Source organism: Stenotrophomonas sp. SMYL41, assembly GCF_036319965.1.
Lineage (GTDB): Bacteria > Pseudomonadota > Gammaproteobacteria > Xanthomonadales > Xanthomonadaceae > Stenotrophomonas > Stenotrophomonas maltophilia_R.
Genome location: NZ_JAWIRX010000021.1, coordinates 13,375 through 26,685, shown reverse-complemented (window position 1 = coordinate 26,685; position 13,311 = coordinate 13,375). Strand labels below are relative to the sequence as shown.

Sequence of the window (13,311 nt, the reverse complement as noted above, 5' to 3'; positions counted from 1 at the left end):
GTCAGTGTGATCGGAAACAGATTGACATTGTCGATCCATCAGGCGCTTTGCCTGTTGGTTGCTGGCGTAGCCTGCCCAGGATGGGCGCTGGCTGCCCCGGCCAATCTCGGCGAACAGGCGCTGATGGCGCAGAGTGGTGCGGCCAACGCGCGTGCACCGGAATCGGCCCAGTTCAACTCCAGCTTCCTGTCCGGCCAGGCCAAGCAGGTCGACCTGGCAGCCTTCAGCAACGGCAACCCGATGGTGGCCGGCACCTACCGCGTCGACGTCTACGTCAACGGGGCCTGGCAGGGCCGCCGCGACCTGCAGTTCAAGGCCGATGCGCAGGGCCGCGTCGATGCCTGCCTGCCGCTGCCGATGCTGGAAGAAATGGGCGTGGACAGCGAGGCCGTGCTGCTGCAGCAGGACCCGTCGGTGCCCACCGACAAGACCAGCTGCGTGCCGGTCCAGCAGCGCATGGCCAATGCCTACGGTGTCTATGACAGCGGCAACCTGCGCTACGACCTCAGCATCCCGCAGGTATTCCTGCGCCGTGAGGCACGTGGTTACGTCAATCCGGCGCTGTGGGACCGTGGCATCAATGCCGGCTTCGTCGGCTACAGCTTCAATGCCATCGACAGTGACAGCCGTGTCGAAGGTGGCCAGCGCAACCGCAGCGCCTACCTCGGCCTCAACGCCGGCATGAACCTGGGTGGCTGGCAGTTCCGCCACGATTCGAACCTGACCTGGTCCGAGGGTGATGGCCGCCATTGGCAGAGCATCGCCACCTATGCGCAGCGCGGCATCCCGCAGGTGCGCGGCATGCTCACCATCGGTGAGGCCTACACCACCGGTGAACTGTTCGACTCGATCGGTTACCGCGGTGCCAGCCTGGCCAGCGACGACCGCATGCTGCCCGATTCTCTGCGCGGTTACGCGCCGGTCGTGCGCGGCATCGCCGAGACCAACGCACGCATCGAAGTGCGCCAGAACGAGCAGCTGATCTACTCCTCCACCGTGTCGCCGGGCAGCTTCGTCATCGACGACCTGTACCCGACCGGCTACGGCGGCGACCTGGAAGTGAGCGTGATCGAGGCCGATGGCCGCCGCCGCGAATTCAAGGTGCCGTTCGGTTCGGTGCCGCAGATGCTGCGCGAAGGCGTGTCGCGTTACTCGCTGACCGCCGGCCAGGTGCGCAACAAGCTGCTGGCCGATGAGCCGTGGCTGGTGCAGGGCACCTACCAGCGCGGTATCGGCAACCAGCTGACCCTGTACGGTGGCAGCGCCCTGAGCGACGGCTACCTGTCGCTGCTGTACGGCGTCGGCCTGTCCACGCCGGTCGGCGCGTTCGCCGCCGACGTCACCCACGCACGCACCACGTTCGACCACTACGGCAACCACACCGGTGCCAGCGTGCGCTTGAGCTACAGCAACATGATCGGCGAGACCGGGACCAACCTGACCCTGGCCGCCTACCGCTACTCGACCGAAGGCTTCTACAGCCTGCAGGACGCCCTGTATGGGCGCGATTCGGACAAGCGCGGCATCGACCCGACCACCCGTGGCCGCCAGCGCAGCCAGTTCCAGGTAACCCTGAACCAGCCGCTGGGCCGTCGTGGCGGCGCGCTGTACGTGACCGGTTCGGTGCGCGACTTCTACGACCGCTCCGGCACCTCCAAGCAGTACCAGGTGGGCTACAACAACGCCTGGCGCTCGGTGAACTACGGCTTTTCCGCGCTGCGCACCGAAGAAGGCGTGCTCGGCCGTTCCGACACCCAGTACCTGCTGTCGATGAGCGTGCCGCTGGGCCGTGGCACCCACCCGGTGTCGTTCAGCGCCGATCTCGGCGTGCGCGAGCGCGGTGGCTACGACAACAGCCGCGTCGGCGTCACCGGTTCGGCCGGCATCGACAACAACTTCAGCTACGGCGTGGCGCTGTCCGACTCCCGCGAAGGTGGCACCACCGCAGTGGGCAGCGCGGAATACCGCAGCCGCTACAGCGCGTTGAACGCGACCTACAGCCACTCGCGCGACTTCCGCCAGGCGTCGGTCGGTGCCAACGGCAGTGTGGTCGTGCATCCGGGCGGCTTCACCTTCACCCCGCAGCGTGGCGACACCATGGTGCTGGTGGAAGCGCCGGGCGCGCGCGATGCGATCGTCAGCAATGCCCCGGGCCTGCGCGTCGATGGCCGCGGCTACGCGGTCGTCCCGTACGTGTCGCCGTACCGCCTCAACACCGTCACCCTCGACCCGCAGGGCATGGCCCATGACGTCGAGCTGGAAAGCACCAGCCAGTCGATCGCGCCGTTCGCCGGTGCCATCAGCTACCTGCGCTTCGATACCCGCAAGGGCAACGCGCTGCTGATCCAGGTGCGCAACACCGATGGCCGCACGATGCCGTTCGGTGCGCAGGTCAAGGACGAGCAGGGCCAGCCGGTGGGCATGGTCAGCCAGGGTGGCCGCCTGTACGTGCGCAGTGAGAAGAACCAGGGCCAGTTGCAGGTCGAGTGGGGCGCAGGTGCCGACCAGCGCTGCACCATTGATTACCAGGTACCGGCGGGCGCCGATGCGTCCAAGACCGGCTTCATCCCGCTGGAGGCAGCATGCCGATGATTTCTTCCCGTGGCCGCAAGGCACTGGCCGCGTTGGCCCTGCTGGGTGGCGTGCTGCTGGCGCAGCAGGCCAGTGCGGCCTGCCGCATCCAGATCAACGGTTTCGTTGCGCAGGACGTGCAGATGGACATGGGTCAGATCGTGATCCTGCCCAGCACGCCCGTTGGCGGCGTGATCAAGGAAATCAGCGTGCCGATCAACCAGCAGAACAGCGTTGCCCGCTGTGACTACTGGTACGGTGGCAGCTCGACCGGCGAGTATGTCAACGCGCCGCAGAAGCGACCGGTGGCCGGCTTTGCCAACGTCTATGAGACCGGCGTGGCCGGCGTGGGCATCCGCCTGTTCCGCGACTCCGGCGCGATCCAGACGTACTACCCGCATTCCATCAATTTCGCGGCCAACTCCACCATCTCGCTGATCGGCGGCCAGTTCCGCATCCAGCTGATCAAGACCGCCGCGCAGACCGGTTCGGGCGTGATCGCGCCGAACGGTCGCTTCACCACGTATTACTTTGATGGTGATGGCCCCAGCCGCCCGGTGCTGACTTCCACGTTCAGGGGCTCGGGCACCACCGTGGTCAGCCCGACCTGCGAAGTGCAGGCCGGCAGCCGCAACATCGCGGTTGATTTCGGCAGCGTGCCCAACACCACCTTCACCGGTGTCGGTTCCAAGGCCGTCGATCGTGATTTCGAGATCCGCCTGAACTGCCAGGGAAGCAATGTCGCGCAGTATCAGAGCAAGATCGGCATCCGCCTCGACGCCGATCAGGACAGCTCGAACATGCCCGGCGTGCTGAAGCTCAGCGCGGCCACCAACAGCGCCACCCGCATCGGCATCCAGATGGTCCAGCGCGATGGCAGCACCGAGCGCGAAGTGCGCTTCGGCCAGACCGTCAACGTCGGTACCACCACGCCGGGTACCAGCACCATGACCCTGCCATTGCGTGCCCGTTACGTGCAGACCCAGGCCGGCACGGTCGGTGCGGGTGTCGCGAACGGCCAAGCCACCTTCACCATCCAGTACGAGTAAGCCGGCCACAGGCCGGCGCCACCGCTGCGTTCCACCGCAACGTCACCTGTTCCGCAGGTGGCGTTGACTGCGTCTTGATCTTCCAACGATGAAGATCAGTGCCACGACGCACGTACACTCACATGGATGTGATGTATGTCGCGAATTTGGAGTTTCCTCATGAGGTGACCGTCTCCTGCCTGCGGGCATTGGACGGGAATGCCGAAAGGATCCAGACGTGGCTACAGCTACCTGCATCCCCCCGCACCATCCTTCGGGAGCGCTGCGGTGAAGGTCCTGTCGGTGTTCGGCACGCGGCCGGAAGCCATCAAGATGGGACCGCTGGTGCGGGCCCTGGCGGGGGCTGCGGACATTGAATCGGTGGTCTGCATCACCGGCCAGCACCGGGCGATGCTCGACCAGGTGATGTCGCTGTTCGGGATCACTGCCGACCACGACCTCGATGTCATGGTGCCCAACCAGACCCTCAATGGCCTGTGTTCCAAGCTGTTCGAACGGCTTGACGCGCTCTACACGCAGGTCCGTCCGGACCGGGTACTGGTGCATGGCGACACCACCACGGCGATGACTGCCGCGCTGGCCGCATTCCATCACCGCATTCCGATCGGTCACGTCGAGGCTGGCCTGCGCACCGGCGACATCCACCGGCCGTGGCCGGAGGAAATGAACCGGCGGGTGATCGATGTGATTGGCCACCAGCTGTACGCACCTACGCCCAGCTCGCGCGCCAACCTGGCCGGTGAGCACCTGGGCGGGCAGATCCTGGTCACCGGCAACACCGTCATCGATGCCCTGCAGCAGACCGTAGAACGCCTGGATGCCGATCCGGCACTGCGCGCGCAGGCCGACCAACCCTTCCACATGCTCGACCCCGCACGCCGCCTGCTGGTGGTCACCGGCCACCGCCGCGAAAGCTTCGGCCAGGGCTTCGAGGACATCTGCCGTGCGCTGGTCGAGCTGGCCCGGCGGCCGGACCTGCAGGTGCTGTACCCGGTGCACCTCAACCCGAACGTGCAGGGACCGGTCAACGCCCACCTTGGCAACCTGGACAACGTGCACCTGGTGCCACCGCAGGATTACCTGCGCTTCGTGCGCCTGATGCAGCGCGCCGACGTCATCCTCACCGACTCCGGTGGCGTGCAGGAAGAAGCGCCCGCACTGGCCAAACCGGTGCTGGTGATGCGCGATGTCACCGAGCGGCCGGAGGCGGTCGAAGCCGGTGTGGTGACACTGGTCGGTACCACGCCCTCCCGCATCGTCGATGCGGTCAACGCGGTATTGGCACAACCCCCGCAGCCGGCCCGCTTCGACCCCGATGCCAGCCCCTACGGCGACGGCCGTGCCAGCGCACGCATCGTTGCCGCCCTGCGCGGCGCGCCGCTTCCCGAATTCTCGCCCGGTCTCCGTCGCGGCGGTGCCGCCCTCCCTCATCCCCGTGAAGTGACGCCATGACCCAGCCCGGCTGCTCTCCCCTGTTTGCTTCCGCTGCTGCGTTCGTCCTGTCGGGCGTGGTCGGCAGTGCCCATGCCGCCGACAGCGTCGCCGGCCAGTTCGCCGAATGGAGCGGCGACAGCACGGTGAACCGGCAGATGACCCTGCGCGAACTCGGTTTCCGCCAACCACTCGTGCTGAGCGGGCAGGAGAGCCAGCGCGAGGTCTACCTGCCGGTGCCGGCCGGCGTCGCCACCCGCGATGCGCAGCTGCAGCTGGATGGGCGCTATGTGCGTGGCCACGCCGGGCGGACCTCGGGCCTGTGGTCGGTCGATGGCGATCCGATCGCGGCGCGCTCGATCACCGACGCGCAGGGCGATGCCAGCCAGCTGCTGGCCATCGATGGCGAACCCCGCCAGAACGGCTTCGTGCGGGTGGGCGTCGGCTGGTGGTCGATCGTGTCCGACTACCAGTGTGCCGACCAGAGTGCACCGGCCAACGTGTTGCGGCTGTCGCCGGACTCGCGTTTCAGCTATCGCTTCGACGGCCGTGCCGTGGATACCGTGGCCAAGGCGTGGGGTGCGCTGCCACCGCAGGTGCGGCTGCTGGTGGATGGCAAAGCGCTGCAGGCGCCAACCTATGATGCCGCCTGGCGCATCGGTACCGCGTTGCAGGCCGGCGGAAAGCAGGTGCAGGTGGTGGCGCTGCCCAAGGTCGGTGACAGCGTCGACCTGGCCGGCATCAGCATCCCGGCCAGCCTGCAGGGCGTGCCGGCCTACGCCGCGCTGGCCACGGGCGAGCGCGCGCATGCGATCAAGGACCTGGCCGAAGTTGGCGCACTGCTGTCGCTGCGTGACAGTGGGCCGCTGGCGGCCGATGTGATGATCGGCAGCGATGCGCTGCGGGCCGGCGTAAGCGCGGCACTGGACGCGCTGGCCGTACAGGTCGGCGCTGCTGGTGCCGATGCGGGCACTGCCTTCGCTGCGTGGCGCGGTACCGACATGGCTGGGCTGGAAAAGCCCGCTGCCAACGCCTCGGTCAGCGTGGTCGCCGTTGCCGGCCGTCCGACGCTGGTGGTCGACCCGGCAGCGGCAGGCAAGGTCGCCGGGCTGTTCGCCGAACAGTGGCGCAGCTACGCGCTGGGCCGCAGCCTGCAGGTCAGCCAAGCGGGCACGCCGAAACTGGACGGCGACCAGGTGCTGTTGAGCCGGCTCGGCAACATCGCCGGCACGATGGACGTGGTGACCCGCGCCGATCGCAGCGCCAGCTTCGACCTCGGCGCGCTGTCGGCCGATGGGCGCCTGCCCGAGGAAGTGGTGATCGATGTCTCGGCGGCGCCCAACGCAGCCGGGCAGGGCGCGGTGGCGACCCTCTACTTCAATGATTACCTGCTGGGTGGCAAGGTGCTGACGGCCAATGGCCAGCCGCAACGGCTGGTGGCCAAGGTGCCGGCCTACGCGCTCTCGGCGCGCAACGAGATCCGCGTCAGCTTCCTGCGCCAGCCGGCGCGGCCCTATTGTCACGACCCGGCCACCGGCTATCCGGTCTCGATCCTGCCCAGCAGCCACCTGACCCTGGCCAAGCGTTCGCTGGGCAGTGACTTCGTTGGTGCCAGCAGCCAGCTGTCGCGCGGCAACCAGGTGTTCGTGCCCGGCACCTGGCTGCAGGATGCGCCGGCCTCGCTGCGTAAGGTCATCGCCGTGGCCAGTGCCGTGGGCGCGTCACCGGAGGCGTCGGAACTGAAGGTGGTCGATGCCGGTGCCGCGGTCAGCCCGGGCGCGCCATGGCTGGCGTTCGGCGTGGCGCCCTCCGGTGTTGATGTGGCCGGCCTGAAGGATGGCCGCCTGCTGATCGGCGGCACGCCGCAGCCGCTGCTGGATGTCAGCGGGCTGGATCGTGCTGCCGTGGTGCAGGTGGGGTCGTCCGGCGGCCAGCTGGGCGTGCTCTACAGCGACCTCGGTGCGCAGGCACCGTCGTTCGGTGCGCCGTTCCGGCTGCTACGCGGTGATCTCGCCGTGCTCGACGGCGGTGATGCCGTGCGCGAATTCGACCGCCAGGATCCGTATGGCACGCGTATCGCGCAGGACGGCAATCCGCAATCGAAGTGGGAACGGCACATGGTCTGGTTGCTGCTGCTGGTCGGCGTGATCGTGTTCGCGCTGCTGGCCGCCCGCGTTACCCAGGTGCGCCGCCGCAAGTCCGCCAACACAGGGCACTGATCCACCGTGGACGGTCTGTTCTGGAACATCCAGCTGGCCAACTACTACGCCGCCCTGGAAACCACGGCAGCGGCGGTGGCCGTGCTGATCCTCATCTCCAGCCTCGATGACCTGTTCATCGATGCCTGGTACTGGGTGCGCGAGAGCTGGCGCGCGCTCACCATCAAGCGCCGCGATGCGTACCGGCCGCTGACCCAGGAAGACCTGCTGCAGCGGCCACAACAGCCGCTGGCGATCATGGTGCCGGCGTGGATGGAGTACGACGTCATCGCGCAGATGGTGGAGAACATGATCAACGTGCTCGACTACCGGGAGTACGTCGTGTTCGTCGGCACCTATCCCAACGACCCGCAGACCATCGACGAAGTCGAGCGCATGCGCCGCCGCTACAAGCGCCTGCGCCGCGTGGAAGTGCCCCACGACGGGCCGACCAGCAAGGCCGACTGCCTGAACTGGCTGATCCTGGCCATCTTCGACTACGAGAAGCGGCACGACATCGAATTCGCCGGGGTGATCCTGCACGACAGCGAGGACGTGCTGCACCCGATGGAACTGCGCTTCTACAACTACCTGCTGCCGCGCAAGGACATGATCCAGCTGCCGGTCACCTCGCTGGACCGCGAGTGGTACGAGCTGGTGGCCGGTGTCTACATGGACGAATTCGCCGAATGGCACGCCAAGGATCTGGTCGTACGCGAAAGCGTCTCCGGCATGGTGCCGTCGGCGGGCGTGGGTACCTGTTTCTCGCGGCGGGCATTGCTGGCACTGAGCGCGCAGACCGACAACCAACCCTTCAACACCGACAGCCTCACCGAGGATTACGACGTGGGTGCACGGTTGGCGGCGATGGGCATGCAGTCGATCTTCGCGCGCTTCCCGGTGCAGTTCCGCGTGCGCCGCCCGTCGTGGTTCGGCTGGGGGCCGGTACGCGAGCGCACCCAGCAGATGGCGCTGTGCGTGCGCGAATATTTCCCCGACAATTTCCGTGCCTCGTACCGGCAGAAGGCACGCTGGGTACTGGGCATCGGCCTGCAGAGCTGGGAGTCGCTGGGCTGGCGTGGTTCGCTGGCGACCAAGTACCTGCTGGCGCGCGACCGCAAGGGCATCATCACCTCGTTCGTCAGCATCATCGCCTATCTCATCTTCCTGCAGCTGCTGCTGTTCTGGCTGCTGAAGATGACCGGGGTGTGGACGATGCAGTTCCCCAGCGTGTTCCAGGCCGGTACCTGGCAGATGAACGTGGCGCTGCTGACCACCGCGGCACTGGCGACCCGGGTCGTGCAGCGCTTCTACTTCGTCAACCGGCTGTACGGCTGGGAGCATGCGTTGATGTCGATCCCGCGCATGGTGGTCGGCAACATGATCAATTTCATGGCCACCGCACGCGCGTGGAAGGTGTTCCTGGCCTACCTGCTGTTCGGCAAGCGCATGGTCTGGGACAAGACCATGCACGACTTCCCGGACGCCGCGCAGCTGGTGCAGACCCGCAAGCAGCTGGGCGAGCTGTTGGCCACCTGGCAGGCGGTGGAACCGGAGCGGCTGCAGCAGGCGCTGGACCAGCAGCATGCCGGCCGTCAGCAGCCGCTGGGCCGCATCCTGCTCACCCAGGGCTGGCTGGATGATGAAACGCTGGCCGAGGCCATCGCCTTCCAGGGCGACCTGCAGCGCGCGGTGATCGATGTGGACTACCTGCGCGCCGGCCAGTTCCCGGTCAGCGCCGATGCCTGCGTGCAATGGCGCATGCTGCCGCTGCCACCGCGCCAGCAAGGCACCCTGCGGCTGGCCGTGGCCAGCCCATTGCCCGAAGAGGCGTTGGCACTGCTGAAGCAGGAAACCCGCAGCGCCCACATTGAACAGAGCATCGCCCGCGAAAGCGAGATCAACGCCGGCCTGCGCCTGATCGGCGGTGACCGGCACTGGCAGCTGGACAACGTGCCGTTGCTGGGCGACCTGCTGGTGGAGATGCGCCTGATCGACCACGCGCGCTTCGAGATTGCACTGGACGACTACAAGCCGCAGCGCGATGGACGCATCGGCGATTACCTGGTCAAGCAGGGCATTGCCACCGAAGACGCCGTGGCTCAGGCCATGCAGGAGCAGCGCCGGCGCGCGGCCACGCTGCAGTCGCCGCCTCCCGGAGCCGTGCCGGCATGAAGACCACGCTGCTGTCCACCGTCATTGCCGTGGCACTGGCCAGCGCTGCCGCGCCGGTGCTGGCACAAGCCGATGCCGCACTGCCGCTGTCCGGTGCGGCCTACCGCATCGCAGAGCAGGCGTTCGCCGCCTATGAGCGCGGTGACTACCGCGCGGCTTACCAGCAGTCCAGCGAAGCGATCCGGTTGCGCCCGGACGTGGTGCGGCTGCGCCTGCTGCAGATCTATGCGCTGCAGAAGCTCGGCCGTAGCGCAGAAGCGCAGCAGCAGGCGCGGCGCGCGCTGGATGCGGGGTTGAAGGATCCGGCGTTGCCGGCGCTGGCGGCCGCCACCGCTGCACGTAGCACCTCCACGGACCGTACCGGCGCGCGTGCTGCATCGCCATCGCGCCCGGCCGGCAGCGCCGCGGACCGTAGCCGGCAGCAGGCCTACGCGCTGGCCACCGAGGCATACATGGCCTATGACGCCGGGCGGATGGGAGAAGCGGCCGGCAAGGCCGAACAGGCCTTCCGGCAGCAGCCGACGCAGGGTGCCTGGGCACTGCTGTGGGTGGCCGCGCTGGAGGCACAGCAGCAGCCCGAACAGGCCGACGCCGCCATTGCCACCGCGCTGCAGCTGGGCGCGCCGAATGCCGAGGCGCTGCGTGCCCGGCGTGTGGCGCTGGATCGACAGCGTGCGCTGCTGCAGGCCCAGCAGGCGTATCGGTCGCTGTCCACGCAGGATGATGCCGCGGCCGTTGCGCAGGCACGTGCCGCTGTCGAGCTGGCGCCGGAGGTGGCCACGTACCGGTTGCTGCTGATTACCGCGCAGCTGCAACAGGGGCAGCTGGCCGACGCCGAGCGCAGTGCCGACCAGGCGCTGCAGGCCGACGGCCAGGATCTCGATGCACGGGTGATGCGCGGCTACCTGCGCCAGCGCCAGGGCAATACCGTGCTGGCCAATGAGGACTTCGACACCGCACTCGCTGCGCCGGGGTCAACAACGCAGCAGCGCAACGTGCGCCTGCTGGCGGTGGATGCGGCGCTGGCCAGCGCCGACCGCACGCGCGCCGCGGCGCTGCTGGCACCACTGCAGTCGGCATTGCCAAGCGACTCGGGCGATGCACGCGCGAAGCAGCTGCTGCTGCAGGGCATCGAGCAGCGCGCCCGGGCGATCCGCTCAAGTCGCGCGCTGCCCCCCATCAGCGCGCAGACCTACCCGGCACCGGTCCAGCACTGCCAGCCTGTTGACAGCGGCAACCGCTGCGAGCTGATGCCGGCCGACCTGCAGGGCGATGGCGGTGCCGCGCAGCGTGCCTACGCGGCCTACGCGCGCCAGGACTACGCCGAGGCCATCAGTGAGGCGCGGCAGGCCGTGCAGCTCGCACCGGACGACGCGAAACTGCAAGGCCTGCTGACCACCACGCTGGCGTCGGGCAACCGCGCCCAGCAGGACGAAGCACGGCAGCGCCTGGATGCGGCGCTGGCACAGCGCCCTGACGATGCGGAGGCGCTGATGCAGCGCGGCTACCTCAACCAGAAGGCGCACCAGCCGGCGCAGGCACTGGCTGACTTCCGCGCCGCCGAGGCCACCGGCAGGGCACCGAAGAGCGTGGTGCTGGACCAGGCATATGCGAGTGCAGCCAACGGTGATCACCCACAGGCGGTGTCACTGCTGCGTAGCGCCATCGACCGCGCAGACGCTGGTGAGCTGCCGCTGGATGGGCACCAGCGCTTCAGCGTGCGCAATGCCATCGCCAACTATTCGCGCGAGTGGGGCGTGATCGCCTCGGCCGGCTTCCGTGGAGCACGCCAGGCGGCGACCAATGTCGGCGGGGCGGCGATCAGCACGCCGGGTGATTCGGTGTTCAGCACGCTGGAGGCCTTCTGGCGGCCACCAGCCTTCAATGACCAGCATGGCACGCTGGAGCTCTACGCACGCCTGCTCAATACGCTGTACGACGAAGGCGGCACCTACGAATCGATCCGTGCGGTGGATCCGTGCACCGGCGAATCAACGCCGGATGCGCGTGCACGCGCCGAGCGCCTCAGTCACTCGCGCTCGACCACCGGCTGGCCGTCCACCATCGCCTCGTTCGGCCTGCGCTACGCGTTTGGCCAGACCGGTTTGAGCGCCGGCATCGAGCGTCGCCAGTTCCTGGGCAGCGCCACCCGCACGGGCGATGTCTATCCCGCATCGGCGGCCGTGCAGTGCCGCCTGCAGCTGGCCCGGCATCCACCACTGGAAGCCAGCACGCTGGCCCGCTACCGCCTGGCCAGCGGTTCCGGCGGGTGGATGTCCTACCTGACCTACGGCTATTACCACGGCACCGATCTGCGTACCGATGTGAACCAGTGGTGGATGGTCAGCGGCTACGCGCAGGGCGGCTACACCTGGGACGACAACGGCGCCCACTTCACCCTCGATGCGCTCGATGCCAATGGCACGCCGGTACGGCGGATCGGCGATGCCAACGGGCGGCTGCATCGCGAGCAGTGGTTCGCTGCCGGTGAACTGCGCGCGGGCCGCAGCTTCCGTTTCGGCGCCGGGCAGACCCACTGGGTGGTCACGCCGTATGTGGTGGTGGGAGCGGACTGGCTGGACCAGCGCTCGCGCGTGCGCGACATCCGCTACCCGCTGTTCCCGGCGCAGTCGTTCGCGCTCAACGATACGCAGCGCAGCTGGTCACTTGGCGCCGGCCCTGGCGTGGGCGTGCGCTACTGGTTCCGCGAGGACCACTACAACACGCCGCGCTCCTACCTGGACTTGACCGTGCAGTACCGCTTCGCGATCGGCGGTGGTGATACGCAGCGCGCCAAGGGGTTGTTCGCCACCGCCATCCTCTACTACTGAGGCACGCCCCAGCGTCGCCGAAGCGCCGCCGCCTGCGGCGTGTCCTGGGTCAGCCACGGCTCCAGCGCATAGACCAGCACGTGCTGGGCGCCGCTGCCGCGTGCCCATGCCAACTGCCGCTGGATGCGTGCGGCATCGGCGGTTTCGCCCTTGAATCCGCTGCCATCGGCCGGGCCGCCGGGCAGTTCGCGGAACAGCTCGACGATCGCATCGAAGCCGATGCCTTGCGCGTGGAAATGATCGAGCAGCGGTTGCAGCTGCTGCACGTTGCCGGCGCCGGCCACCCCTACGCCGTCCTGCACCATTGGCCGCAGCGCGGTCTGTGCCAACACCGCCTGCCACAGCGTGACCAGGTTGCCGTCGGTCTGCAGGCGGCTGAAGTAGCAGGAAATCGCGCAGTTGCCGCCGCGTGCGCTGGCGGCCTGCACCAGGCCGTGCAGCCACTGCGCCAGCCATTGCTGGCGGGCCGGATCGGCCCAGTGGTACTGCTCCAGTTCGTAGGGCAGGTACCAGCCCCCGAAGGCCGGCTGCTGCGCCCAGAGCGCCTGTGCCAACCACTGGCGTGCGTGCGCCAGGCTTTCGGCCAGGAAGGCCTGCAGCGTGGCGTCGTCTGCGCCGATAGCCTGCCACCAGCGTTGCTGGAAGGGCAGGCCGACGCGGATGCGGATGTCGTTCTCGCTGGCGGCGGTGAACAGTTGCTGCAGGCTGCTGTCCGGCAGTGACCAGTCGCCGTCGCTGCCACCGAGGATGCCCGTCCATTGCAGCACCAGCTGCCGGCAGCCCAGCGTATGGGCCAGCTTCAACGAGCGCTGCCAGTCGGCCTGGCCCCACTGCAGGTGGCTACGCCAGGGCTGCAGGAAGGTGCCATCCACCTGCACCGGCAGCGAACAGCCGGGCAGGCTGGCGAGCGCACTGGCGACCGGAGCCAGCACTGCCGCGCGCAGCAGCCGCCGGCGCAACGGCGAAGACGGATCTGCGGGAAGGACAGGCGGAACCATGCCTGCATCATCCCAGAGCACCGTGCGTGGCAGGTGAACCCGAGCGCGTAGTACCGGC

The 13,311-nt window shown here is 68.1% G+C and carries 7 protein-coding genes; 6 read left to right on the top strand and 1 reads right to left on the bottom strand.

Annotation, left to right across the window (positions count from 1 at the left end; translation table 11 throughout):
- Positions 1 to 27 precede the first annotated feature (27 nt).
- The 6 genes from V3B30_RS19520 (at position 28) to V3B30_RS19495 (ending at position 12,255) form a co-directional block, all read left to right on the top strand.
- A complete protein-coding gene (locus V3B30_RS19520; RefSeq protein ID WP_315973581.1) occupies positions 28 to 2,592 on the top strand; it encodes a fimbria/pilus outer membrane usher protein in 2,565 nt (854 codons plus the stop codon).
- On the top strand, positions 2,583 to 3,620 hold the full coding sequence (locus V3B30_RS19515; protein ID WP_262083092.1) for a fimbrial protein: 1,038 nt from the start codon (positions 2,583 to 2,585) through the stop codon (positions 3,618 to 3,620). The genes V3B30_RS19520 and V3B30_RS19515 overlap by 10 nt, the downstream gene beginning before the upstream one ends.
- Before the next feature lie 267 nt (positions 3,621 to 3,887).
- Positions 3,888 to 5,072 carry a UDP-N-acetylglucosamine 2-epimerase (non-hydrolyzing) gene (gene wecB, locus V3B30_RS19510; RefSeq protein WP_262083093.1) on the top strand — a complete coding sequence of 395 codons (1,185 nt, stop codon included), beginning with the start codon at positions 3,888 to 3,890 and terminating at the stop codon, positions 5,070 to 5,072.
- Complete coding sequence (locus V3B30_RS19505) at positions 5,069 to 7,270, top strand: cellulose biosynthesis cyclic di-GMP-binding regulatory protein BcsB (protein WP_262083094.1); 2,202 nt, start codon at positions 5,069 to 5,071, stop codon at positions 7,268 to 7,270. Before wecB ends, V3B30_RS19505 begins: the two co-directional genes overlap by 4 nt.
- Before the next feature lie 6 nt (positions 7,271 to 7,276).
- A complete protein-coding gene (locus V3B30_RS19500) occupies positions 7,277 to 9,424 on the top strand; it encodes a glycosyl transferase family protein (protein ID WP_262083095.1) in 2,148 nt (715 codons plus the stop codon).
- The gene (locus V3B30_RS19495) at positions 9,421 to 12,255 is read left to right on the top strand and encodes a hypothetical protein (RefSeq protein ID WP_262083096.1); all 2,835 of its coding nucleotides are present in this window, start codon (positions 9,421 to 9,423) and stop codon (positions 12,253 to 12,255) included. The genes V3B30_RS19500 and V3B30_RS19495 overlap by 4 nt, the downstream gene beginning before the upstream one ends.
- On the opposite strand, the gene V3B30_RS19490 is transcribed toward V3B30_RS19495, so the two are convergent.
- Positions 12,249 to 13,253 (bottom strand): DUF4434 domain-containing protein, encoded by a 1,005-nt coding sequence (locus V3B30_RS19490; RefSeq protein ID WP_262083097.1) that lies wholly within the window; start codon positions 13,251 to 13,253, stop codon positions 12,249 to 12,251. The genes V3B30_RS19495 and V3B30_RS19490 overlap by 7 nt on opposite strands.
- Positions 13,254 to 13,311: the final 58 nt, after the last annotated feature.